The sequence below is a fragment of the Kaistella yonginensis genome (assembly GCF_030409525.1).
Classification (GTDB): domain Bacteria; phylum Bacteroidota; class Bacteroidia; order Flavobacteriales; family Weeksellaceae; genus Kaistella; species Kaistella yonginensis.
Genome location: NZ_JAUFQB010000002.1, coordinates 35,069 through 59,867 on the forward strand (window position 1 = coordinate 35,069; position 24,799 = coordinate 59,867).

At 37.0% G+C, this 24,799-nt stretch carries 23 protein-coding genes; 7 read left to right on the forward strand and 16 right to left on the reverse strand.

From position 1 onward, the window contains the following. The first annotated feature begins 71 nt into the window (after positions 1-71). Both QWY78_RS00145 and QWY78_RS00150 read left to right on the forward strand, forming a co-directional pair. Entirely contained in the window at positions 72-1,610 is a 1,539-nt protein-coding gene (locus QWY78_RS00145; protein WP_290215650.1) for a M12 family metallo-peptidase, read from the forward strand. Positions 1,611-1,720: 110 nt separating this feature from the next. Next, positions 1,721-2,293: an acyl carrier protein phosphodiesterase gene (locus QWY78_RS00150; RefSeq protein WP_290215651.1), complete on the forward strand. Its 573-nt coding sequence runs from the start codon at positions 1,721-1,723 to the stop codon at positions 2,291-2,293. Here QWY78_RS00150 and QWY78_RS00155 read toward each other — a convergent pair. Further along, positions 2,290-2,817 carry a DUF6702 family protein gene (locus tag QWY78_RS00155; RefSeq protein ID WP_290215652.1) on the reverse strand — a complete coding sequence of 176 codons (528 nt, stop codon included), beginning with the start codon at positions 2,815-2,817 and terminating at the stop codon, positions 2,290-2,292. The genes QWY78_RS00150 and QWY78_RS00155 overlap by 4 nt on opposite strands. 79 nt (positions 2,818-2,896) lie before the next feature. Continuing rightward, positions 2,897-5,872 (reverse strand): S8 family peptidase, encoded by a 2,976-nt coding sequence (locus QWY78_RS00160; RefSeq protein WP_290215653.1) that lies wholly within the window; start codon positions 5,870-5,872, stop codon positions 2,897-2,899. A gap of 392 nt (positions 5,873-6,264) precedes the next feature. On the opposite strand from QWY78_RS00160, the gene QWY78_RS00165 reads away from it, so the two are divergent. The 5 genes from QWY78_RS00165 to groL all read left to right on the forward strand — a co-directional run bounded on the left by QWY78_RS00165 (position 6,265) and on the right by groL (position 12,005). Beyond that, positions 6,265-6,885, forward strand: a complete 621-nt coding sequence (locus tag QWY78_RS00165) for a HupE/UreJ family protein (RefSeq protein WP_494337413.1) — start codon at positions 6,265-6,267, stop codon at positions 6,883-6,885. 212 nt (positions 6,886-7,097) lie between these two features. Then, the gene (locus QWY78_RS00170) at positions 7,098-9,467 is read left to right on the forward strand and encodes a M1 family metallopeptidase (RefSeq protein WP_290215655.1); all 2,370 of its coding nucleotides are present in this window, start codon (positions 7,098-7,100) and stop codon (positions 9,465-9,467) included. 162 nt (positions 9,468-9,629) lie between these two features. Continuing rightward, the gene (locus tag QWY78_RS00175) at positions 9,630-9,908 is read left to right on the forward strand and encodes a co-chaperone GroES (protein ID WP_290215656.1); all 279 of its coding nucleotides are present in this window, start codon (positions 9,630-9,632) and stop codon (positions 9,906-9,908) included. 44 nt (positions 9,909-9,952) lie between these two features. Beyond that, entirely contained in the window at positions 9,953-10,294 is a 342-nt protein-coding gene (locus tag QWY78_RS00180) for a four helix bundle protein (RefSeq protein WP_290215657.1), read from the forward strand. 85 nt (positions 10,295-10,379) lie between these two features. Continuing rightward, positions 10,380-12,005 carry a chaperonin GroEL gene (gene groL, locus QWY78_RS00185; protein ID WP_290215658.1) on the forward strand — a complete coding sequence of 542 codons (1,626 nt, stop codon included), beginning with the start codon at positions 10,380-10,382 and terminating at the stop codon, positions 12,003-12,005. Between the two features lie 145 nt (positions 12,006-12,150). On the opposite strand, the gene QWY78_RS00190 is transcribed toward groL, so the two are convergent. The 14 genes from QWY78_RS00190 to QWY78_RS00255 all read right to left on the reverse strand — a co-directional run bounded on the left by QWY78_RS00190 (position 12,151) and on the right by QWY78_RS00255 (position 24,543). Continuing rightward, complete coding sequence (locus QWY78_RS00190; RefSeq protein ID WP_290215659.1) at positions 12,151-12,774, reverse strand: restriction endonuclease subunit S; 624 nt, start codon at positions 12,772-12,774, stop codon at positions 12,151-12,153. Continuing rightward, positions 12,714-13,223, reverse strand: coding sequence for a restriction endonuclease subunit S (locus QWY78_RS00195; protein WP_290215660.1), 510 nt, complete (start codon positions 13,221-13,223; stop codon positions 12,714-12,716). Before QWY78_RS00195 ends, QWY78_RS00190 begins: the two co-directional genes overlap by 61 nt. Position 13,224: 1 nt before the next feature. Beyond that, entirely contained in the window at positions 13,225-15,150 is a 1,926-nt protein-coding gene (locus tag QWY78_RS00200; RefSeq protein ID WP_290215661.1) for an HsdM family class I SAM-dependent methyltransferase, read from the reverse strand. A 333-nt stretch (positions 15,151-15,483) separates the two neighbouring features. Beyond that, positions 15,484-15,975 (reverse strand): hypothetical protein, encoded by a 492-nt coding sequence (locus QWY78_RS00205; RefSeq protein ID WP_290215662.1) that lies wholly within the window; start codon positions 15,973-15,975, stop codon positions 15,484-15,486. Between the two features lie 197 nt (positions 15,976-16,172). After that, on the reverse strand, positions 16,173-17,618 hold the full coding sequence (gene pyk, locus QWY78_RS00210; RefSeq protein WP_290215663.1) for a pyruvate kinase: 1,446 nt from the start codon (positions 17,616-17,618) through the stop codon (positions 16,173-16,175). After that, positions 17,611-18,081: an IPExxxVDY family protein gene (locus tag QWY78_RS00215; RefSeq protein ID WP_290215664.1), complete on the reverse strand. Its 471-nt coding sequence runs from the start codon at positions 18,079-18,081 to the stop codon at positions 17,611-17,613. Before QWY78_RS00215 ends, pyk begins: the two co-directional genes overlap by 8 nt. Then, a complete protein-coding gene (gene rnc, locus QWY78_RS00220) occupies positions 18,050-18,820 on the reverse strand; it encodes a ribonuclease III (protein WP_290215665.1) in 771 nt (256 codons plus the stop codon). Before rnc ends, QWY78_RS00215 begins: the two co-directional genes overlap by 32 nt. A gap of 13 nt (positions 18,821-18,833) precedes the next feature. Further along, a complete protein-coding gene (gene fabF, locus QWY78_RS00225; RefSeq protein WP_290215666.1) occupies positions 18,834-20,078 on the reverse strand; it encodes a beta-ketoacyl-ACP synthase II in 1,245 nt (414 codons plus the stop codon). Between the two features lie 25 nt (positions 20,079-20,103). Then, a complete protein-coding gene (locus QWY78_RS00230; protein WP_002976354.1) occupies positions 20,104-20,343 on the reverse strand; it encodes an acyl carrier protein in 240 nt (79 codons plus the stop codon). A gap of 324 nt (positions 20,344-20,667) precedes the next feature. After that, positions 20,668-21,588: a formimidoylglutamase gene (gene hutG, locus QWY78_RS00235; RefSeq protein WP_290215667.1), complete on the reverse strand. Its 921-nt coding sequence runs from the start codon at positions 21,586-21,588 to the stop codon at positions 20,668-20,670. Between the two features lie 3 nt (positions 21,589-21,591). Next, positions 21,592-22,182 (reverse strand): hypothetical protein, encoded by a 591-nt coding sequence (locus QWY78_RS00240; RefSeq protein ID WP_290215668.1) that lies wholly within the window; start codon positions 22,180-22,182, stop codon positions 21,592-21,594. A gap of 7 nt (positions 22,183-22,189) precedes the next feature. Continuing rightward, positions 22,190-23,131: a 1,2-phenylacetyl-CoA epoxidase subunit PaaA gene (paaA, locus tag QWY78_RS00245; protein ID WP_353960516.1), complete on the reverse strand. Its 942-nt coding sequence runs from the start codon at positions 23,129-23,131 to the stop codon at positions 22,190-22,192. A gap of 29 nt (positions 23,132-23,160) precedes the next feature. Next, positions 23,161-23,427 (reverse strand): hypothetical protein, encoded by a 267-nt coding sequence (locus QWY78_RS00250; protein WP_290215669.1) that lies wholly within the window; start codon positions 23,425-23,427, stop codon positions 23,161-23,163. 27 nt (positions 23,428-23,454) lie between these two features. Further along, positions 23,455-24,543, reverse strand: a complete 1,089-nt coding sequence (locus tag QWY78_RS00255; protein WP_290215670.1) for an FAD-binding oxidoreductase — start codon at positions 24,541-24,543, stop codon at positions 23,455-23,457. Positions 24,544-24,799: the final 256 nt, after the last annotated feature.

Genomic DNA, 24,799 nt, shown 5'->3' on the forward strand with positions numbered 1-24,799 from the left:
GATTTAACCCGTGATTTATTTGGCTCGTTTTTTTACATTTGTTCTAAACTAACCAGAAAACTTATGTAGTCATGAAAACAAAATTATCTTTTTTAGCATTATTTTGCGTGTTGATGGCGTTTGCCCAGAATAGAATCTTTCAGCAAACAATCAGTGAAAATCAATTGGCAGAGAACCAAAAAGTCAGCAAATTGCTGTCCGATACCTATATTTCTACGAAGTATTATCAACAATCATCTTTTAACTTAGCGTCTGCCCTAGAATTTGCTCTTCCCGATGGTAAAGTGATTAAGGCAAAATTTAAACGGGAATTTTTATACAGCAATAGAAGCAAATCGTTTGTTTATGACATTCAAAATGAGTCGCACGCCGAGTTGGTCTTATCTGCAGTAGATGATATTGTTACAGGAATGTATGTTTCTAGTGAAGGTGAAAAGATTATTTTTCATCAAACCGACAAGAGCGTTTTTGCCTTATCGGTGGTCAGCGAGTCGGCATTGATTAATAAAGATACTAGGCCTATTGTAGATTTAGATGAAACACTGCTCTCGCAAAAAGCCAATCCAAATGTTTGTTTAGCCACTACGCCAGCATGTGCTTCTGTAACGGTTGATGTGATGGTTGTTTTTACCCCGCAAGCAAAAACAGCCTGGGGTGGAGTTTCACAAAGTAAATCTTTTATAACTACTGCTATTACTAATTTCAACACTTCGTTAATCAATTCTGGGGTTTCTAATTTAACCATCAATTTGGTATATGCTGAAGAAATAGCCTACGTTGAATCTGGCAATATCAGCACTGATCTCAGTAGGTTCCGAACTGCAAATGACACGTACATGGATGACGTGGCTTCTCTTAGATCGGCGTATGGCGCTGACCTTTGTGCTTTGATAACCAGTACGCCCACCAATACCTGCGGCTTAGGTAATCTCAATACCAATCCAACTAATTACTCGGCAAGCGCTGCTTACTCAGTCGGGATATTTAGCTGTGTGGTTTCTAATTATACCTTAGCTCATGAAATGGGACATAATATGGGCTTGAATCATGATTGGTACGTGAACCAAAGTACGGCACCATGCGACCACACGCACGGTTATACAAATAAAACTGCGATTACATTGGGAAACACCAGCGTAAGCAGTCAAAGATGGCGTACGATTATGGCGTATAATGATGAATGTTCGTCGAAAGGTTTTAGCTGTACAAGAATAAACAGATGGGCCAATCCTATGGTGAATTACAATACAGAACCAACGGGAATTGCGATTGGAGACACCAAACCAGCGGATGAAGCGTCTGCGTATGCACGGTTTGCCTGTGTGGTTTCTGAGTTTATGCCAACCTCAACCCTGGCAACGACTGAAAATAATAGAATACAAATCGAAGACTTTACCCTGTATCCCATTCCAGCGAAAGAAGAATTGAATATTCGTCTGAAAAAAGAAGGCAGTTACAGTTTCAGAATTACCAATCTCGCCGGACAGCAGGTTTTAATAAGCGAGCAGAGAAACATTAAATTGAAAGGTTTAAGTCCTGGGCAATATTTCTTAAGTATATATACTCACGATAATACATTGATCGGAACGAAAAAGTTCTTGGTCAAGTAATTTAAATGAATTCGTAAACCATCCTTCAAATATTTTTATCTGAAGGATTTTTTTGCATGTTATTCAAGAAGAAAGTCATATACTTCAATTAAGAATTTCTATATTCGTTTATGAATTACCTTGCCCATTCTTATCTTGCATTTTCCGACGAACAGATCGTTGGGCAATTTTTGGAAGATGTGATCCCAAACCGAGACCGCTTTTCCTACCCCGAAAAAATGCAGCAAGGAATCACATTACATCGAGAAATCGATACTTTTACCGATTCACACGCTGAAATTAGTGAGGCCAAGAAAATATTCAGCCCCTTGGTGAGATTATATGCGGGTGCATTTGTTGATGTGTCGATGGATTTTTTTCTGGCGAATTCTCTCGATGATCAAGATTTAAAAAATCATGCAGAAAAAGTATATTTGGTTTTGAGAAAATATCAAGAATTTCTCCCCGAAAAATTAATTCGCATGGTTAACGGAATGGAAAAAGATCAATGGCTGTATAACTACAAAGAAGAGTGGGGGATTCAATATTCTATGCAAAATGTGTTGAATAAAGCAAAATATTTAGATAAAGACCTACCCGTTTTCGAAATATTTCTGAGAAATAAACCTCAGCTTCAAAAGCATTTTGATGTTTTCTTTCCGGAGCTTTTAGCGCATGCAAAATTAGTAAATTTCAGATTTTAAAAAACTTTATACAAGTACCGATTCGGATAATTTAACTTTTCACTTTGGCGTTTTCCATTGACAATGATGTGGATGATGTTCATTTGGTCATCAAAATAATTATAAAGAAAACTTACCGCCGTTTCTACTTTTTTTGGGGGATTTGTGGTCTCTGATTCCAAATAAATATTCACCGCTTCGCTGTCTTCCTCGAAACCGATATAGTTAATTTTCAAAAAGGAATTGTCTGCTTTTAATTTTAAGTATTCGTCACAATACTTTTTCAGCAGCTCATTAATCTGGGTTTTATATTTTTCATCATTAAAGTGAATGGTTCTGCCATATTTTTTCTTGAGGGCGTTTTCTAAATCATCCAGAAAAAACTTCCCCGTTATTTCAAAAGTTTTCGATGTAGAATTGTAATTAAATTCTACCGAACCAACATGATAAGGATGAACTTTAACTACTGAAGCACTTGTGAAAGAACTTAAAGCAACAATTAAAAAAGTGCTTACAAGAAATAAAAGAAAGCGGTTACGACACATGAAGATGCTATTTTCAACAAAGATAAAAAAAGTGGCCATCTTTCGACTGCCACTTTAAGGTAAATTAAATAAAGATGGTTTATTCTTTAATCATTTTTTTGGTTACTTTATTATTTCCATTTGTAGTGATTTCAACAATATACAGACCTTTTGAAAGTTTTGAAACATTGATTGTTCCTGCGGTATTGATCGCTGCGGTTTTTACTACTTTGCCAGACATATCAAATATTTTTACCGCACCATTTTTAGATTTTACGGTAATGTTCAGAACCTCTTTCACTGGATTAGGATACATGGAAATTTCGTCTTTATTTACAACAGCTGTTGCCATATTCGAAGAACTTGTTCTCACAAAAAAGCCGCTAAATCCTGTTGTGTCTACCGTAATTTCCCAATAATTATAGGTAGCGTTCCATTTTACATTTTCTACCGTTGGTGAAATCGTTACAAAGCCGTTCGGATAAGAAGAGGTTGTTCCCGAGTTATCAGAACTTGTGCCCGAGAACTTATCAATTAAGATATTTCCTTTTCCGACAGCATCAGATGGCGAAGTCGGTAATTTTATTGCATTTGTTGCATTGTAAGCGTCAAATTCAGATTGGTTGAAATACAAAGTAACTCTTCCCGTTGCAGTAGTTGGGTCGGTAGCTGGCGTGATTTCAAATCTTCTTCCTACATAAGTTGGTTCTGCATTATTTACCCATACTTTTGCGGTTATGTTTCCGGTCAGATTGCTCGTTGTTGTTTTTTCTACCATCGCTACAAAATTACAGAGGGTAGTTGCATAATTTTTTCCGTTTGCAATTGCGAATGTTACCGATTCATTTTGAGTGGCTAAGGCTTTAATCTGAGGCATGTCTTCATAAATCATTGCTCTAATTCTGTAATCAGTAGTTGAAGCGGTCCATGATGTTCCATTATCAGTAGAAAATGAACTTCTATTGTCCACATTTATGCTTTCTCTTCTCATTGACATTGTTCCGGTTGAGGCATCGATGGTTACAAAGAAATCTTCGCCATTTGTTACGGGAATCCCGAAAGATGTAAAATCAATTGCATTCCAAGCACTTCTTTGAACATCATTTAATAATGAATTAATTGTTTTCGAGGCCAATACTACTCCAGGATTTCCATTGGTATCGACTCCTCTTACTTGAATCGTAATAGGAATATCACTTGGGGTTCCCGATCCGGTATAAAAATTAACAGAACCTAATTTACCTGTTTTTTTCGAGGTAAATTTAACCGCAAAAATTTGATTAGCCGAAGTTTGATTAAGGTCTTGCGAAGAAATATAAAATTGCTCATCATAACCAATCGTTTCTGTTTCTGAAGTTTGGCAACCCAATTCGTCAGCCACGGCTTGGTAAATGTCTAACTTACCAAAACCCCAACGTGGATTAGGAACTACGCTTGTTACAAAATCTTGTCTTGCATTTCCAGTGAGTCTAATTTTCACCTCTGCAGCAGTTAAATTTGGATTGGCTTGCAAAAGAAGCGCAATTGCTCCCGCAACACCTGGAGAAGACATACTTGTACCTTGATTTTTTTTGTAATACGTTCCATCAACATTGTCCGTTGAAGTTGGTGCCAAAAGCGCATCCCCGGACATCGATGAAACTACCGATTGACCAGATGCAGCGATATCTGGTTTTTGAAAACCATCTGCTCTCGGACCTTGTGCACTGAAAGAAGAAATCCCTTCCGCAGTGGTGTTTGAAATCGTATATCCTGCCGGTGGAGTAGTTCGGTAAGAGGTTAGTCTTCCAACGTACGACGCTACGGTTACTGCTGTAGTAGCATTTCCCGGAGAACCTACAATATATTCGTTGTCTCCGTTTTGTAGAACCGTTGCTACACCTTCGCTTGCTTTCCAACCATGAAATAAGGTCGGCGTGGCTCCGTCATTTTGTAAATCTATTTTATAAAGCCCTTGGCTATTTTCTGTCGTTCCAGAGTTTCTACTAATAACAACCTGAATGTATCTTTTTAGATTAACCGAAGAAACCCAGTTGTAAACCACTGCAGTGAATTTATTATTTAAAATTGAGTGTGTTGTTGTAGCTCCAGGCGGCGATAAATATTCGATGCCATCTGGTGTTGTTAATTTTGCGACAACATCATTATCGTTATCGCTGTACATATAAAAAGAAAATACAGAAAGAGTTGTGTTACTCCCAGCCGTAAGACTGAAATTACCACTTTGACCGGGGTTAATATCTACTTTTCTATGCAAATTTTTACCGTAATCATTTCCTGCAGAAATTACAACTACTCGTCCTGGACCTGAAGTGGTGAACGCATCGATGGCGATTTCGTGTGGGCCACTTCCGTCGTGTGCGGTAGTTTGTCCCCCGATACTCATATTGACCACAATTGGTTTACCCATGGCAGTGGCTACATTTTGAAAATACGTCACGGCATCAATCGTGTTGGTCTGGGGGAAAGATCCATTGCCACCTTTTACAATGACAATTCCTGCTTTGGGCGCAAATCCTTGATGTCTGAAATCAGCCAAACCGGAACCGTTTCCTGTTACTGTTCCCGCAACGTGAGTACCATGTCCGCCAATATCTTGTTGTCTTACAAAATTCGTCGGCGTTCCATCCAATTCATCATTGATATCTTCTTGTGTGTATTCAACCCCTTTCGCAAATCCGGTGGGACTAACTTCCGAACCAATTGGGCTAAGAGTTTGATCCCAAATTCTTACAATTCTACTTTTCGTTGGGTCCATTGGATCGCGAAAATCTGGATGTTTCCAATCAATACCAGAATCGTAAATTCCAACCAAAACACCTTCTCCGGTGAAACTGGTGTTGTTTAATGCTCCTGTTTGTAGCAAATGTGCTCCAGATTGAATTCGGCTGATATCGTTATTTGCTTCTTCAAACTCAGGCGAGATGATAGAAATAACATCATTCATTTCTGCCATTTTCTCAAGATCTTCAATGGTCGCCAAAACCGTTACGAATTTTGGATACGAACTTTGAACGAGTATTCCTCTTGCTTTTAAGCTTGCCGAATTCTCGGTGTATACAATTGCAGAATACATATTTTTTGCACCCTTTGCAGTCACTACAAGATGCTCATCTAATTGCAGTTCTTTCGCAAATTTAGATAATCTCTCTGCCGCGTCTGTCCTTTGAGAAGTGCTTTTGCTTTCTCGGATCAGGGTCTCAAATTTATAATCTAGCTTTTGAAATTGTCCGAAGAAAAGTCCAAAAAATAATATAAAAACAGCGGTAAGGAATTTCTTGTTTTTCCATTTTTTTCAACAGAAAAATTTGTTCATAAATCTTTCCCAGCGTAAAAAATAAGTTTTTAGTCATAGCCGATATATTTAATTTTTGCCAAAACTATAAAATAAACTTCTTAATTCATAATAAAAAAATAAATAAACTAATAAATTATTAACGATCAGCTATTATTGCATGAAAACTGTTAATGGGCTTTGTTGTTGAGATAAGTTTTTTATTTTTACAAAAAAAATTTATGCAAGACTTTTTATTTTATGTAAAACTCGGGTGGGAACATATTATTTCTTGGGACGCTCTGGATCATCAGTTGTTTATTTTGGTTTTAGTAGCCGTTTATTTTTACAAAGACTGGCAGAAAATTTTAATTTTGATTACTGCGTTTACCGTTGGGCACTCGGTCACGCTGGCGCTAAGTGTTTTGGATGTTTTCCGTTTGCCGTCTGATTTGGTAGAAACGCTTATTCCAATCACCATTTTGCTTACCGCAGTCGACAATATTTTATTCCGCAAAAATCAAAAGAAATTAATGAGAATTAATTACGCGCTCGCTTTGGTTTTTGGCTTAATTCATGGGATGGGTTTCGCCAATTTGGCCCGAATGACCATGGCTTCTGAGCAAAACATCGCGCTGCCACTTTTGGGTTTTAATATCGGCTTAGAACTGGGGCAAATCGCCGTCGTGCTAATCATTATGGGAGTTCTTTATTTGCTATCAACATTCCTAAAATTCAATCAAAAATACTGGATTATTGGCGTTTCAATCGTCGCAATTCTTCTGTCATTACAAATGATTTTGGAGCGGATTTAGATTTTTATTTGGGCGCCTGATCCACCCTCCGTTCCCACTTTTTTATAGAATTTGCAAGCGCTGCGGCAGCTCCCAGAAATTCTATAAAAAGAGTTCCACTCAGGGTGGGGCGCGGTAGCATTATAAGAATAAAAATCATTTTAAATAAAATAAGTTTCCATTCGAATAAATTAATTAAATTTGAAAATTAACAGCTAACAATTTCTAAGACAATGAAATTCAAAATACTTGCACTGTTTTTTTGCTCGGTTTTCCTTTTCGGGCAAAATATTCAAAACAATCCTACCAGCAATCATGGTAATAAATTCGAACAATTAGGAACGATTCTTCCCACCCCGAATTATTACAGAACGGGTTCCGGAGCACCGGGACAGGGCTATTGGCAAAATCGTGCAGACTATGATATTACCGCATATTTAGATGAAGACAAAAGAAATCTAAGAGGCTCAGAAACCATCACCTATTACAATAATTCACCAGATGATTTAGATTATTTATGGTTACAACTTGATGAAAACGAACAGTCATCTGTAAATAATGCAGGCTATGACAGCGAATCATTTCTTCCGAAACGAGCCAATGCAGATGAATTAAAAGTAACCGACTTACCCGCAAAAAATAATGGCTATGGCGTGAACTTAGAAAAAGTAACCGATGCAGCGGGGAAACCACTCTCTTATATGGTGAATAAAACCATGATGCGAATCGATCTTCCTAAAGTTTTGAAAAAAGGAGAGAAATTTACCTTTAAAATAGATTGGAATTATAATATCCCCGACCGAATTAAAATGGGCGGACGTGGCGGCTACGAATTCTTCCCAGAAGATGGCAACGATTTATACACCATTACGCAGTGGTATCCTAGAATGTGCGTTTACAGCGATTTCAAGGGCTGGCAAAATAATCAATTTACCGGGCGTGCAGAATTTGCCCTGGCTTTTGGTGATTTCAAAGTATCGATGAATGTGCCCGCAGATCATATTGTGGCTTCAACAGGAGCTGGCAAAAATTTCGAACAAGTCTTAACACCCACACAATGGTCGAGATGGAAGCAAGCGCAAAACGCCAAAGAACCCATAGAAATTGTAACTTTAGAGGAAGCCAAGAAAGCCGAAAAATCAAAATCAAAAGAAAGAAAAATCTGGAAATTTGAAGCGGACAATGTTCGTGATTTCGCCTGGACCTCATCACGTAAATTTATATGGGACGGTATGAAAGTAATTATTCCCGAAAATAACAATCACGTGATGGCCATGAGTTTATATCCAAAAGAAGCCTACAATCTCTACCGTAAATTTTCGACCAAAGTTATTGCCCATACCATTTTAACCTATTCCGAATATACGATACCGTACCCGTATCCTGTAGCGCAATCTGTTGAAGCAGCAAATGGAATGGAGTATCCGATGATTTGTTTCAATTTCGGTCGAACTGAAAAAGATGGAACGTATTCTGAAGGAATAAAAAACGGAATGATCGGCGTAATTATTCATGAAGTCGGACATAACTTCTTTCCAATGATCATTAATTCAGATGAAAGACAATGGTCCTGGATGGATGAAGGTTTAAATACCTTTGTAGAATACCTGACCGAAGAAAAATGGGATAATAAATTCCCCTCCCGCCGTGGCCCTGCGCACACTATTGTTGATTATATGAAATTGCCGAAAGATCAGTTAGAACCGATCATGACCAATTCAGAAAATATCATTCTGTTTGGCCCAAATGCATACTCCAAACCAGCCACAGGTTTAAATATTCTGCGCGAAACAATTGTAGGGCGGGAATTATTCGACAAAGCCTTTAAAACATATTCCAAAAGATGGGCTTTCAAACACCCTGAACCGGCAGATTTTTTCAGAACCATGAATGATGCGAGTGCAGAAAACCTCGATTGGTTTTGGCGAGGTTGGTTTTATGGTATTGATCCTGTGGATATTGCCATTAGCAAAGTCACTGCGGTGAAGCCAGATTTTGAGGCGGTTCCCCAAGGTCGAGAATTTACCTACACCGTTGATAAACCTTTGCAAAATGAGTTCGAAGATATTTCTAAAATTAGAAACAAGAATGATAAAGACATTACTTTTTATACCGATACCGATAAAGAAACCCAAGATTTCTATTGGCGCTATAACCGCGGCCTGGAGAAAGTAGATGATAAGAAAGAATACAAAATGAAAGGCGGTGATTTTACGAAAGTGTCGCAAAAAGAGCAATCAAAATTAGAACACGTCTACGCCTACCAAATAGATTTTGAAAATAAAGGCGGCTTGGTCATGCCGATAATTTTAGAATTTACTTTTGCCGACGGCTCAAAATTAAATGATAAATCGTCTGCACAAATTTGGAGAAAGAATGAGCAGAAAATTTCTAAAACCTATTATTTTGATAAAAAATTAAAATCGGTTCAACTGGATCCAATGCGTGAAACGGCAGATATTGATACCTCCAATAATTATTGGGGAGAAATCGCCGAACCAATATCGAAGTTCCAAGTATTCAAACAAAAGCAAGAAGGAGCTGCCAGAGGTGCCGCCAATGGAAAAATAAATCCGATGCAAGCAGCGGGGAAAAAGAAATAGATTTAAAAACATTCATACAAGCCATTCGAAAAAAAGAATGGCTTTTTTACTGCCAAAATTTCTGATTGTTTGGAAGCCAAAATGACAATTTTTCCCATAAATTTCCATGGCATCGTTTTAGTGAAACTGAGAACATCACATTAATAATTTAAAATAAATAATATGTCAGTAAATTTTAAACCATTAGCAGACCGCGTTCTAATTGAACCAACTGCTGCTGAAACCAAAACCGCCTCAGGAATTATCATTCCCGACACTGCAAAAGAAAAACCACAAGAAGGAATGGTCATTGCAGTTGGACCCGGAAAAGTAGATGAACCAACTACCGTAAAAGTAGGAGATAAAGTCCTTTACGGAAAATATGCAGGATCCGAATTAAAGCTAGATGGTAAAGATTACCTTATCGTAAAAGAAGGTGATATTTTAGGAATTATTGGCTAATAGCTTTTAGCTTCTGGCTTTTGGCTTTATAGTAAATATTAGCGATGAGAGATTTTAAAAAATTTGAAGTTTGGCAACTGAGTCATCAAATAACTTTAAAAATATATAGATCAACGAAAAATTTTCCTAAAGAGGAATTATTCGGATTAACTTCCCAAATCAGAAGATCTTTCGCCTCAATTGGATATAATATATCAGAGGGAAGCGGTAGAAATTCAGATAAAGAGTTTGCTAATTTTATCAATATTGCTTTAGGCTCTTCGAATGAAGCTGAAAACCAATTAATTTTAGCAAAAGATTTAGGATACATCAACGAAATTGATTTTAATAATCTTTTAGAGGAATTAATACTACTAAAAAAAGAAGCTAGTTTCTTTGTGGAATAAGCTACGAATAAATTAAAAATATAAAATAAAAATTGCGAATTACTAAAGCCAAAAGCTAAAAGCAATTCGCCAAAAGCAAAACATTATGGCAAAAGAAATTAAATTCGATATAGAATCAAGAGACGCTTTAAAAAGAGGCGTTGATGCATTAGCAAATGCAGTAAAAGTAACATTAGGTCCAAAAGGAAGAAATGTGGTCATCGAAAAATCTTTCGGTGCTCCACACGTAACCAAAGACGGAGTTTCTGTTGCAAAAGAAATCGAACTCGAAGACCGGGTAGAAAATATGGGTGCACAAATGGTAAAAGAAGTTGCTTCTAGAACCAGTGACATTGCAGGAGACGGAACAACTACGGCAACAGTTCTTGCCCAAGCAATCGTTCGCGAAGGTTTGAAAAATGTTGCAGCCGGAGCAAATCCAATGGATTTAAAAAGAGGAATCGATAAAGCAGTGGCAGAAGTGGTCTCCAACTTAAAATCTCAATCGCAACAAGTAGGAGATTCTTCTGAAAAAATCAAACAAGTTGCCTCAATCTCTGCAAATAATGATGAAACCATCGGAACATTAATCGCCGAAGCTTTCGGGAAAGTTGGGAAAGAAGGAGTAATTACGGTGGAAGAAGCAAAAGGAACTGATACAACCGTAGATGTTGTAGAAGGAATGCAATTCGACAGAGGATATCAATCTCCATATTTTGTGACCAATCCTGAAAAAATGACCACGGAATTAGAAAATCCATATATCCTTTTGGTAGAGAAAAAAATCTCTTCGATGAAAGATTTGCTTCCCGTTTTGGAACCAGTTGCACAAGCAGGAAAATCTTTATTGATTATTTGCGAAGAAGTTGAAGGAGAAGCTTTAGCAACTTTAGTAGTGAATAAATTAAGAGGTTCATTAAAAATCGCTGCAGTGAAAGCTCCAGGATTTGGAGACAGAAGAAAAGCAATGTTAGAAGATATCGCAATCTTAACGGGCGGAACGGTAATCTCCGAAGAGAGAGGTTTCACCATGGAGAACGCAACGATGGAAATGTTGGGAACTGCGGAAAAAGTAGTAATCGATAAAGACAATACAACCATCGTAAATGGTGGTGGCGAAGAATCTTTGATCAAAGGTAGAGTTAGCCAAATCAAAGCGCAAATGGAAACCACGACTTCCGATTACGACAAAGAAAAATTGCAAGAAAGATTGGCGAAATTAGCCGGTGGCGTTGCAGTACTTTATGTAGGAGCAGTTTCTGAAGTAGAAATGAAAGAGAAAAAAGACCGGGTTGATGATGCACTTCACGCGACAAGAGCAGCGGTAGAAGAAGGAATTGTTCCAGGAGGTGGCGTTGCTTTGGTAAGAAGTATCCCAGTTTTAGACAGTTTGAAAGGCGAAAACGCCGATCAAAATACCGGAATTAAAATCGTAAAAAGAGCCATCGAAGAACCATTGCGACAAATCGTTGCAAACGCAGGTGGAGAAGGTTCTGTTGTGGTAGCGAAAGTTGCCGCAGGAAAAGGCGATTTCGGATTCAATGCAAAAAACGACGAATACGTTCAGATGTACGAAGCCGGCATTATCGATCCTACAAAAGTAGTTCGTGTTGCCCTGGAAAACGCCGCCTCAGTTGCAGGAATGTTACTCACCACAGAATGTGTAATTACAGAAATAAAGAGCGCAGAACCAGCCATGCCAATGGGCGGCGGAATGCCGGGAATGATGTAATTTATTCGTCACTGCGAGGTTTGCCGCGTCATTGCGAGCATAGCGAAGCAATCCCAAACTAATTATAAAATCCGTTCAGAGCCTTCTGAACGGATTTTTCCTTGCTTGCCATACCCCACAAGAAGGGTTTCTGCAAGTGATTCTTTTACTTCCCGCCCTTCATTCTATTGTCTTTTATGGCTAAATACTCATTTAGTTTTTTATATTCCAACTGCTTCATATAGTGTTCCATATACTCATAATCAGGTCCATTTTGGTCGTTTATTGGAAGCATTATTTTTTGTCTATTCATTCGTATTCCATTGAATTTGTAACCATATTGGTATTTAGCCTTCTGTTTTATAATTTGGGTTTTCACAAATAGAAATAAGTGCTTATTGCCTTCAATTTCTTTGAAACTTAAACGTTTTACATCATCTGAAAAAATAGCTCTGTAAGGGTGATAAAAATTCTCAACTACACTGCCGTTGTAATTTACACCCAGAACATTTGAATCTTCAGAATTATTTGTATTGGAAACAAATCCAGTAATTCCATTATTAGAATCAGTAGCACCAATAAATGGTTTATTTCCTTTTTTCATACTAGCTTTTGTCAGACGCTTGCCTGCCTTAACTTTAAAGAGCTTTTTTATTTCAAACTCTCCCCATTCCTTTTCTTCAAGTGGCACAACAGTTATAAAGTCCTTTAACTCTGTAATTCTCTTGCTTATATAATTATTGTACTGCTCAAGTTTTTCTTGCTCTTTCTGCTGCATAAAGGCTGCCATAAACTCAAAATCGGGTGCGCCTTTATCATTTTTGCTGGAAGCATTAAGATTTCGTTTTTTAAATGCGTTTCATTTCGTTTAAAACCAAAATTATATTTACTCCTAACAGTGTCTGCAATTGTTGTGATAAATGTTGCATTGTACTTGTTAAGGTTTTCATTTCTACCGACTTTCACTGTTGTTGAACCAATAAAATCTTCGGACTTATAAATTGAATAACCAACTGAACCTTCCCCATCGCAAATAAATGCAATGCAATTACCTTTGGTAACTAATTTTTTGTCTGCTTTAACAAAGTTCATTACTCCATTATTACGATTGGTTGCACCAACGTAAGGAGTTGTGCCTTTTTTAAGTCCTGAAACCTTTGAACATTTACAATTTTCAATTTTGAAAATCGTAGCGAGTTTAAACTGTTTCCACTCTCTATCCGACATTTTTAAGTTCATATTATTCAGCATTTTCAAATAAGTAACTTTTGCCTTGCATTATCATATTAAACTCAAATGTTAGATAATCTGCTATGGTGTTTTCAAAATCTTCTGCTTTCGGTATTTCGTCATTGAAATAGTAGAAAGAGTGCAACCATTCGTCTTCGGGTTCTATGGTGGTTTTTACCATAAATTTACTTTCAGCAGGTGCGTCGTGTAGCCAGCAGTTGAGCAAATGCGCTTTTCTTTCTTTGGCTCTTTCGGTTTCTACCAAACCTACGTGTTTACGCACCACATAGCCATCATCATCATAATTGATGAATTTGCAGAATTTCTTTTTAGAATGTGGTTTGTGTGCGGTGAAAATTGCAATACATGGATTGGTGCCCACCCCGTAAAAAGTTTCTTTGTTTAATGTGATTACACCTTCCAAAGTATGCTTGGTAAGAATGCGTTTTTTCACTTTCTTATCTTCAGAGGTTTTACCTACCATTGTTGACTGTGGAATTATCACAGCACAACGCCCGTTATCTGCCAAACCATCTAATAAATGCTCTATAAAATGAATTTCAGACAAGTGAGCCATGTCTTTTCCTTTTGCTTGTGAATAAGGAGGATTCATAAAACCTATAGAATAATTTTTACTTCGTAAATCTTCAATAGAAACTTTTAAAAAATCTTTATTTTCAAGATTGCTTTTACCATCACCACGCAAAATCATATTGGTTGTAGCAATGGAAAACATATCTTCTCTTATTTCAATACCGTGCAATTGGTTTTTCTTTATTTCATGTTGGTCATCTTCTGATTTCACCAACTGTAACATTTTGTGCAGGGCAGAAATTAGAAAAGCAGAGGTGCCACAACAGGGATCAAAAACCCTATCTTTTGCTTGTATATCTACTAGATCGCAAAAAAGATCTGTTATATGACTTGGGGTTAAAACCACACCAAGCGTTTGGCCGTCTCCTCCGCTGAAGCGTATAAACTCACCATAAAATAAACCTAGCAGATCTTCATTTGTATTTGCTTTTACAGAAGCAAGAATATTTTTCTCAATAAATTCAGTAAAAAATTTAAGGGGTGTTTTTGCTAATTCACTGGTTTGGTTGGTGTTTTTGAGTCGATCATCAATTTGATTAAGAAGAGTTCTGTCTTTAATAATAATAAATTGGTTGAGAACTTTTTCTTTTTTTGTATCTGGCGTAACTTCCACACGCTTCATGTAATCTTCAATGGCAGTAAATATTTTTTGTCCGTCTGTTCTTACATTATCACCTGTTAAATCTACAGTCTTAAAATTAGGGTCGCTTAAAGCTAAAAGTATTGCAGAAACTACCAGTGGTTTTTCATCGTCACCTAATTGCCCATAATTTCTTAAATATTCATGCAGTTCTTTTGCTTTTGTAATCAATTCATCTTTTTCCAAAATTTCTGGCGGGGTTTCGCCAAGCACTTGCTCACGGTAATATTTTTCTATATTCATTTCCGAGAAGTTTTCAAAATTTTCTACGGGTTTTAGAAGCGTGTATCCGTTTTCATCTATAAAAATAGGACGTATCGTATGGTGTTTTACATTTCCAGAACAACCAAAGGCAAATATCTTTTTGAAATTTGTATTGTTCACGATATGTTTACCATAATGCAATGCTCCATTTTCAGCATAATCTTTCAAAGATTTCAGGTCACCTGCTAATTTAGTTTCTTCATCATCTGCATAGTTTGCTTGTTTATCAAGATCTGCTTTATCTTCTACGACGATAATAAAATCTTTGGAAATTCCTACAAATTCAGGAAATCCCACATTACCAGTTCCTTTTTTAGAAGCTGTTTTCAAAGCATCATTAATTTCTTTTATGCTGCTTCCATCCGCACTATATTTTATTTTTGCAATGTCTAGTAGCTTACTGATGAATAGATCTAGATCTTTTTCTTTTTTACTCATTTGTTTAAAATATCGAGATTTTTTTATCTTTTCGCAAGTTGTTATTCAGTGAATTTGCCATAGCCCAAAGATAATTATTTGCAGCAAACCGCCCAAACCTATTTGCAAACCTATAATTTCTGGTCTTAGACCTCATAGATGAGGTCTGCCACCTCAACCATTACCCTTACCAACCTAAATTTTCCGGTCTGCAACCTCAATGATGGGGTTTGAGACCGGAAATTTCGGGTTCGCAACCTAATGCTTCGGCTCATCAACAGAAATCCATGCTCCCCGTTCCTAAAAAAAGCAGCCTGCGAAACCGCAGACTGCTTTTTTTTTAGAAAAACCCTTTCATGGGTTGGGTTCGGTTGGGTTTCCACCGCTCGTTTTCCCGCTGCGCGCAAAGAATTGTTTCAGCTCTGCCCGTTTCGTTTCGTAACCGGGTGATTGCGAACCTGCTTTGTAATTGGTATACGCATAATCATCCAGTGCGCTTTGGTAATTGTCGTAATCGTGCAAGATTTTGGTATTCTTGATGCGTTCTTGCAGTGCGCCCAAACGATTCTGAATACTTTCCATCAGCTCGCGGCTTTGGTAATCTTTTTCAAACTCTTCCCAATCAAGATCGGGAACGGAGAGACCGGGGCTGGTTTTACGGTAATCCCGCACTTTGTTTACGAACAGTTTATTTTGCTCGTTGACGCTCCCATAGGATTGGCGCTCTTCGGGCGTTAAAGTTACGGTAAGCATTGCAAGCGCATTTTCTAAATCTGTAAGTGAATCATGAATTTGCGTAATCTGAGCTTCGGTCAGATGGCTGTTGTTGAGGTTGTTAATTGGCATAACTTTTTATTTTTTTTATGGTTATTAAGACAAAAGTAGTAAGTTATTTGCTCATATTTTACCGTCAATTCACCCATTTTTTTTTGGATTAATGGCAAATGATTCATCTATAAAGCAGGGTCATTATTCTCCCAAAAAAAACTGCCGAAGAAAAACTCCGGCAGTAGTATAGGGCAAGTGCATCGCTTGATGATTCACTAAATCGTCGTCAATCGTAAAGTATTCGTTTTGCCATCTTCGTACGCTGGGGTAGCGTTGAGGTTCAGTACAAAATCGCCTTGCTGCACGTACCCGTGGGTATGCGCCAACATGTTCACTTGTATAATCGTTTCGTCGGTAGATTTTTGCATATCGTAATAAAACGCCCGAACGCCCCATAATAAATTCAACATCGTGATTACGCGCTTGTTCGAGCTGAACACGATGATATTAGAATTTGGTCGGTGGGCAGCAATTTGAAAGGCCGTATACCCTGAATAGGTTAAAGTAATAATTCCTTCTACATTGGTCGTTTTGGCAATTCTTACCGCTGCCAGGCAAATTCTTTTGGTAATAAAACGCTCATCGATACAGTCGAAATCATGCTCGATGGGCGAGTTTTTTGTTCTGTAAAAATGGGATTGTTCTATATTTTTAATGATCTTAGACATGTTTTTTACCACGTCTACCGGGTAGCGCCCCACTGAAGTTTCCCCAGAAAGCATCACCGCATCGGCACCATCGAGCACAGAGTTGGCAACGTCGTTTACTTCGGCTCTGGTGGGTGTTAAGCTGGTAATCATTGTTTCCATCATTTGGGTGGCAATAATTACGGGTTTTGAATATTTACGGGCTTTTTCTACCAGGTTTTTTTGGATGGCAGGAACTTCTTCCATAGGAACTTCGACCCCCAAATCGCCACGTGCAACCATTAACCCATCACATTCCATCAGGATTTCGTCAATATTTTTGACTCCTTCTGGTTTTTCAATTTTTGCAATGATTGGTGTTTTCTGCTTGTTGGTCGGATGGTTTTTAATGATTTCTTTCAAATCAATAATATCCTGTGCATGGCGTACGAATGATAGTGCAATCCAATCCAACTCCAGATCTAAAATAAAATTGGCATCCTCGATATCCTTCTCTGTTAAAGCCGGTAATGACACATTCGTATTGGGAAGATTCACTCCCTTCTTGGAACTTAACGGTCCACCTTGAATGGTTTTCGCTTTTACGGTATCAATGTTATTGGTTTCGGTAACTTCTAAGACTAATTTTCCATCATCGATCAAAATTCTTTCGCCAACTTTTACATCTTGCGGGAATTTCTGGTAGGTCATATACACCTTGGTAGAATCTCCTTCTATTTTTTCATTAGTAAAGGTGAGGATGTCTCCCGGATTCAAATAAGATCCTTCTTTCACCACGCCTACCCGAAGTTTCGGACCTTGTAAATCTCCTAAGATTCCTACAGATTGCCCCAATTCTTGGTTTATTTCCCTAATCGTCTCTACATTTTTTCGTACGATATCGTAATCTGCATGCGAAAAATTTATTCTGAAAACATCAACTCCAGCTTGTACCAGTTGCATCATGGTTTCTTTGTCAGAAGATGCAGGTCCAAGGGTTGCGATTATTTTTGTCTTTTTTAAATATTTATTCATAATATTGAATTAATTGATAAAGCTCCTCGTTCGGGCTTAAAGGAAAATCCTGTATTTGAAACATTAGATTTTCAGGGAGCAAAATTACTGAAAAATCGCCAAATGGTTCTGATGTTTTAATAAGGTAATCAACATCGGGTGAATTTCCGAGTAAATACTTCGTATCTTCTTCTGTATTAAACAGTTCCGTTATTTTCTTTTTTTGAATGCTGTGATGGGATCGGTTGGCAATGATGTGAATACAAATTTTGGAGTCGTGATGAAAAGCTTCAAATCGGGCGAAATGGTAGTCAAAATAAACCCCTTGGAAAATTAAATCTGAAATTCTCTTAAACTTGAAATCGTTCAATTCATTGATATGGTAAAAGAGTTCGTAGTCTGCAACTTCTTTAACCAGACGAACCAATCCTAAAGTAATGGTATCATCTTCATCAATCTCGAGGGTGAACTTTTGGGTTTTCAAGAATACTTTGTTTTTTGTTTAACATATAAAAAGCCCTTTGCGCAGCTTTTTCCTCGGCTTTTTTCTTTGATGTTTCGGTAGCATTAGAAATTTTTTCGTCATCAAGCCATACATAGGTTCTAAAAACCAAATGTTTATTTGGCTGTGTTTCTTCTAAAGTCTCGTATTTAATGACTACTTTTTTCTTTTGGCTCCATTCTAGCAAAAGACCTTTATAACTTACGATTTTATGTTCAAGTTTATTAATTTCTGAGGGCGTTAATAATCTTTCTAAGATAATTTTTCTACAGATGTCATATCCTTGATCCAAATAAATTGCGCCAACAAGTGCTTCAAAAAGATTTCCGGTAAGATTTTCACTGAGCGCAGTCTTCGATTCATTCTGTAGAAAACGAGTCAATGTAAGTTCTGTACCTAATTTATTAAGATTTTTTCTATTGACGATTTTCGACTTCATTTGGGTGAGGTATCCTTCATTAGCTCCCGGATAAATTTCAAAAAGATGGCACGAAATAATGGTTCCCAATACCGAATCACCTAAAAACTCTAGTCGTTCATAGTTTTTGGTTTGCGTCTTTTTATTTGATGTTTTTAAAGAAAATGCTTCGCGGTAAAGATTAATATCTAAAACTGAACAACCGGTAATTTTGGTTATTTCATTGCTTAAATAATAGTCTTTCTCCGATAGATTTTTTTTTCTTTTGGCTAGGAATTTAGAAATGTATTTCTTTAACTCCATAGAATGTAGAGGCTTAAAATTTGGTAAAGAGTACACAAGCGTTGTGACCGCCGAACCCGAAAGTATTACTCATCGCAACCTTCACTTCTTTTTTTACGGCATGATTAAAGGTGAAATTTAATCTGCTGTCAATTCTTTCATCATCTGTAAAATGATTGATGGTAGGAGGAACGATATTATGAATAATCGTGTGTATTGCAGCTATTGCTTCAATAACTCCGGCTGCACCCAATAAATGGCCTGTCATCGATTTGGTTGAGTTGATCTGAATGTCGAAAGCGTGCTCTCCTAATAGCTTAGAAATTGCGTTCGATTCTGCAATATCTCCCAATGGAGTAGAGGTGCCATGCATATTGATGTGGTCTACATCATTGGCAGAAAGTCCTGCATCTTCTAAACAGTTTTTCATGACAAGATAAGCGCCCAAACCTTCAGGGTGGGGTGCCGTCATGTGATAGGCATCAGCACTCATTCCACCGCCTTTTAGTTCAGCATAAATTGTAGCGCCTCTTTTTACTGCATGTTCATATTCTTCCAAAATAATGGTTCCTGCTCCTTCGCCTAAGACAAAACCATCTCGGTCTTTATCAAAAGGTCTTGATGCTGTTGTGGGATCATCATTTCTGGTTGAAAGTGCCATCATTGCATTAAATCCACCTACGCCACTTGCAGTTACTGCTGCCTCCGATCCGCCGCATACGATCACATCTGCTTTTCCTAATTGGATGAGCATTTTTGCGTCGATAATTGCATTTGCAGAAGAAGCACAGGCTGAGACCGTAGTGTAGTTGGGACCATGAAATCCATATTCTATTGAAATTTGTCCCCCAGTAATATCGGCAATCATCTTTGGAATAAAGAAGGGATTAAATCGGGGAATTTCTGTATTTGCCCAACCCAAAACTTCTTTTTCAAAAGTTTCTAAACCGCCAATTCCGGAACCCCAAATTACGCCGACACGGTTTTTGTCTACGTTGGCCTCCATAATTCCAGAGTGTGTTACGGCTTCTCTTGCTGCAACTACACCTAGCTGGGTATTTCTATCCATTTTTTTGGCTTCTTTCTTATCGAAATGTTCCAAAGGATCGAAATTTTTAACTTCGCAGGCAAATTTGGTTTTGAAATTTGTGGCATCAAAAAGAGTAATAGGAGCGGCTCCGCTCTCACCTTTCACAAGGCTTTCCCAGAAATCTTTGGCGTTTTTCCCAACAGGTGTAATCGCGCCGAAACCAGTTACAACTACTCTTTTTAATTCCATAAATTTTTTCTTTGTTGATAGAATATTATTTGTTCACTACTTCTTCAATGTAAGCAATAGCGTGTCCTACCGTAGTAATTTTTTCTGCTTGATCATCAGGAATCTGAATATTAAATTCTTTTTCGAATTCCATGATTAATTCTACAGTATCCAAAGAATCAGCTCCTAAATCGTTAGTGAAGCTAGCTTCTGGAGTTACTTCTGTTTCTTCAACGTCGAGTTTATCAGCGATAATGGCTTTTACTCTTGATGCAATGTCTGACATAGTAAATTATTTTAGTTAATTGTTAGTTGCTGCAAAGATATAAAATTCTTTAACATTTGAACTTTTTTTACCAAAATTTAAATAATTGGTGAATTGGTGTTTAATGATGCTTGAATTTCCCTCACATTATTTTTAATGCGGCTAATGTAATGTTATTATCACACAATGCCGGCTTTTTTGAGTGATTGTTTTGTGGTAGAAAGGCAGTTACTACTTTAGATATGTAATTTTTTCACTGTGAAAATTGTAGAAGAATACAAAGTATTTTGATTTGTTTTTCATGTTAAATGCGGATTAATCTTTATGAAATGATCCTGATGCTAATTAATTTTTGAGCATCAACCATTCATTAATCAAAGAAGCAGCTAGTCTGGCGGTAATTTCATTCGGGTCGTATGCGGGATTTACTTCAGCAACATCCATTGCGAGAAGCTTCTCCGAGTTCATCAGTTTTTTTAAGACATGCATAAAAGCAGCATCTGCAAAAATCCCATTATAAGCCAAGGCAGAAACTCCTGGAGCAATCGAAACATTGAAAACATCCATGCAAATCGTGAGGTAAATTAGATCTGCTTCTTCTATAAATGCATCGATTTTCGTATAAATAGTCGGAAGGTTTTCAAAGAATATTTCCTCAGCTAAAATATATTTCATTCCGTATTGATGTGCAGTATCAAAAAGTTTAAGCGTATTTGAATTTCTTTGAATTCCGATATGCAAAGAATGAATATCGCCTTCCTGCGTAATTTGCCAAAATCCTGTTCCAGAACTTGCGCCAATTTCCGGGTCGATTTCTCGATTATCGAAATGCGCATCAATATTAATAATACCGATTTTTTTAGTCGGAAATGTGTTTTTAATTCCAGAATAATGACCGAACATTACTTCGTGACCGCCTCCGAAAACGATTGATTTTCCGCCTTTTTCTAAAGTTTTTTGAACTTTTTCAGCGAGTTCGTTTTGAGATTTTTCCAGATTTCCATCTTCACAAGAAACATTTCCAAAATCTTTTAATTTAAATTGAGGATTGATCACCGGAAAATTAGAAATATTTTTCCGAATAAGATCTGGAGCATCTTTCGCACCGATTCTTCCTTTGTTTCTTTTCACGCCTTCATCAACCCCAAAACCATGTAACACGAAATCGTTCGTTGAAATGTTGTCATAATTTTCCTCCAAAGAAACTCTTTGAAAAATTCTATGATAGAGTGGTTCATCACCATCGAAACGTCCTGTCCAAATCATTCTTTAGAATTTTATTTTAAATTGGGTTTCTATGTAATTTAAGATTTCAACAAAACTTTTCAGTTCATCAATTTCTGGAAATTTTTCTAAATAGGATTTAGGATTAGAATACATGAAGTTATTTATGAAGTTTCCATTTTTGTATTTTACATCATAAACAGTTCCATCCATTACCATAATTTTCGCAGTTAAAATGGCATTTTCCTTTATATCCTCATCAAAAATAATTTCGCTTTTTTCCTTTTTATATTGAAAGGACTTTTCATCTGGTAAATATTGGATATTTCTGATTTGAAAATTCATGAAATCAGTTTCATCTGCTTTTAATTTAGTAATTCTTGGTTCAATTATTTTGAATTCATGAGCACCATACTCTGAAGGAAAGTTCCAACTTATTAATTCAGCATTCCACTTTTTATTTTGGAAATAAATTCTAAAAATTTCACCACCATTTAGAATTGAATAAATTTTATAAATTCTTATTTCTTTTTCATTTTGAATTTTTTCTGGAATTTTCGCACAAAAATCTGCTCCTTTTTGCGCATTACAAATCAAAGCGAATAAAATAAAAAATATGTGTAATGAACTTCTCACTAAAGAATTATTTCAATTCAAATTCTTTCTCTTTCCCCGCAAAAGCCATCGCCGCATCTTTTACCCAAGAATGATCTTTCTGTGCTTTTCTTTTCGTTTCCAATCGTTTTTTATTACACGGTCCATTTCCTTTCAAAACTTCCATAAATTCATCCCATGGTAATTCTCCGAAATCGTAATGTTGCGTTTCTTCATTCCATTTCAAATTTTCATCGGGAATTTTTAAACCTAAAAACTCTGCTTGAGAAACGGTAACATCTACAAAACGCTGTCGCAAATCATCATTGCTTTCTCTTTTTACGCGATAGTTCATCGATTTTTGAGAGTTCGGAGAATCAGCATCATTCGGTCCAAACATCATCAAAGCAGGCCACCAAAAACGGTTCAACGCTTCTTGTGCTAGATCTTTTTGTTCTTTTGTTCCACGGCAAAGTGTCATCAGAATTTCATAACCTTGCCTTTGGTGAAAAGATTCTTCTTTGCAAATTCTGACCATCGCGCGGGAATAGGGTCCGTAAGAATTTCCCATCAACATTACTTGATTCATAATTGCAGCACCATCAACCAGCCAACCAATCGCACCAATATCTGCCCAAGAAAGTGCAGGATAATTGAAAATACTGGAATATTTTGCTTTTCCAGAAAGCATATCATTATAGGTGGAATCTCGATCTGCACCGTTTTCACCGTTGTTCAAAGTTTCGGTTGCGGCGTACAAATATAATCCATGACCTGCTTCATCTTGAATTTTGGCTAAAAGTGCCATTTTTCGCCTTAAAGTTGGTGCTCGCGAAATCCAGTTGGCTTCTGGCAACATCCCCACAATTTCGGAGTGGGCGTGTTGTGAAATCTGGCGAACCAACAGTTTTCTGTAATCATCGGGCATTACATCTTTTGGTTCTACTTTATTTTCTGCTTGTACGTATTCTAAAAATTTTTCTTGATTCATGTTGATTGATTTATTGCTCGTGATATGAGCTATTTTAGAGGAGTTGCCGCCATGGCATTTTCTTCTCTCAAATAAATTCCAATTTGACCTGTAGAAAATTCGCCTGCCACAAAAACTATTGTTTTTTCGGGAGTTCGAATTTCATATTCATTAAAGAAATAGATATTTCCTTCAAATGGACCTCTGACTTCGAGTTTACGTTCGGAGCAGTGCCAGTAATAATTCCAGATATTTAATCCGTCGATTTTAAATTCTTTGTCAATTTCGATGAGTGACGTAAATTTATAAGTTGCCATTTTCTGTTTTTTTTAATATTTCATCGATTATACATCGTAATTCAACATCACCACATTGGTCGTTGGGTGACATTGACAAGTCAACACAAAACCTCGCGCCACCTCGTCCTCGGTCAATGCGAAGTTCTTTTCCATAAACACTTCTCCTTCCATCACCTGTGCTTTACACGTGCAGCAAACGCCACCTTTGCAGGCAAAAGGAACCGGAAGTTTTTCATCCAATGCTTGATCCAAAATGCTTTTCTTTTTCGAATTAAGGTGAAATGAATATTCATCATCATCAATAATTAAAGTAACCATGCTTTCTAAATTAGGGATCGCTTTGAATTCATCGCTCATTTCCGCATTACCTTCTTCATCAGGCGCAGCGTAATATTCGTACATGATTTGAAGCGAAGGAACTTTTTTTTCTTTTTTCAAATACTCAGAAATTCCCTTAATCATTTCTGAGGGGCCACAAATAAAATACGTTGATTCCTGCACAGGAATATCCGTAAATCGTTGGAAAAGGAGGTCTAGTTTTTCTGCTGAAATTCTTCCTTCAAAAAGCTCGTCTTCAAAATGTTTTTCTCTGGATAAAAGGAAAATAACTTTAAGTCTTCCTTCAAATTTCTCAACCAAATGATCGATTTCCTTTTTGAAAATAATATCGGTGAAGCTCTTATTGCTGAAAAATAAATAAGCCGAGCTTAAAGGTTCTTGATAAAGTGCTTCTTTGATATTCGATAAAACGGGAGAAATGCCACTTCCCGCAGCCAAGCCCACATACGTTTTTTGGTTGGAAGCGTGATAATGGGTATGGAAATGTCCAGAGGGCGCCATTACTTCAACCAAATCACCTGGTTTTAATTTTTGATTAAGATAAGTTGACACTTTTCCTTGATCCAAGTGTTTAACCAGAATTTCAAGCGTAGCATTTTCTTCACTTGGCGCATTGATAATCGAATAGCTTCTGCGCAAATCTTCTTCCCCAAAAATAAACCGCACATTTAGATATTGGCCTTGCTTGAACGAAAATTCGTGTTTTAAGTCCTCGGGAATTTCAAAGGCAATATGAATGCAATCGTTGGTTTCCTTGGATACTTTAGTTGCTTTTAGTTGATGAAAATGATGCATGTTATTTTAAAATATCGATAATAGTGAGTTCAACAAATATACTTATTTTTTGAAAGCGAAGAAAAGGTTTCATTTCATTGTTGATAATCGAATGATTAAAACGGTATTTTCTGCCATTTCGCTCTGTTCAAAATCATAAATAATTGAAATGCGGAAATTTCGACCGAATAAAAAGCGTTTTGTTTGTGAATTTCGGAAATTATGACCGCATTTATTTAATTATTGGTAAAAGAATACTTTTTGAAGCTTAGGAATT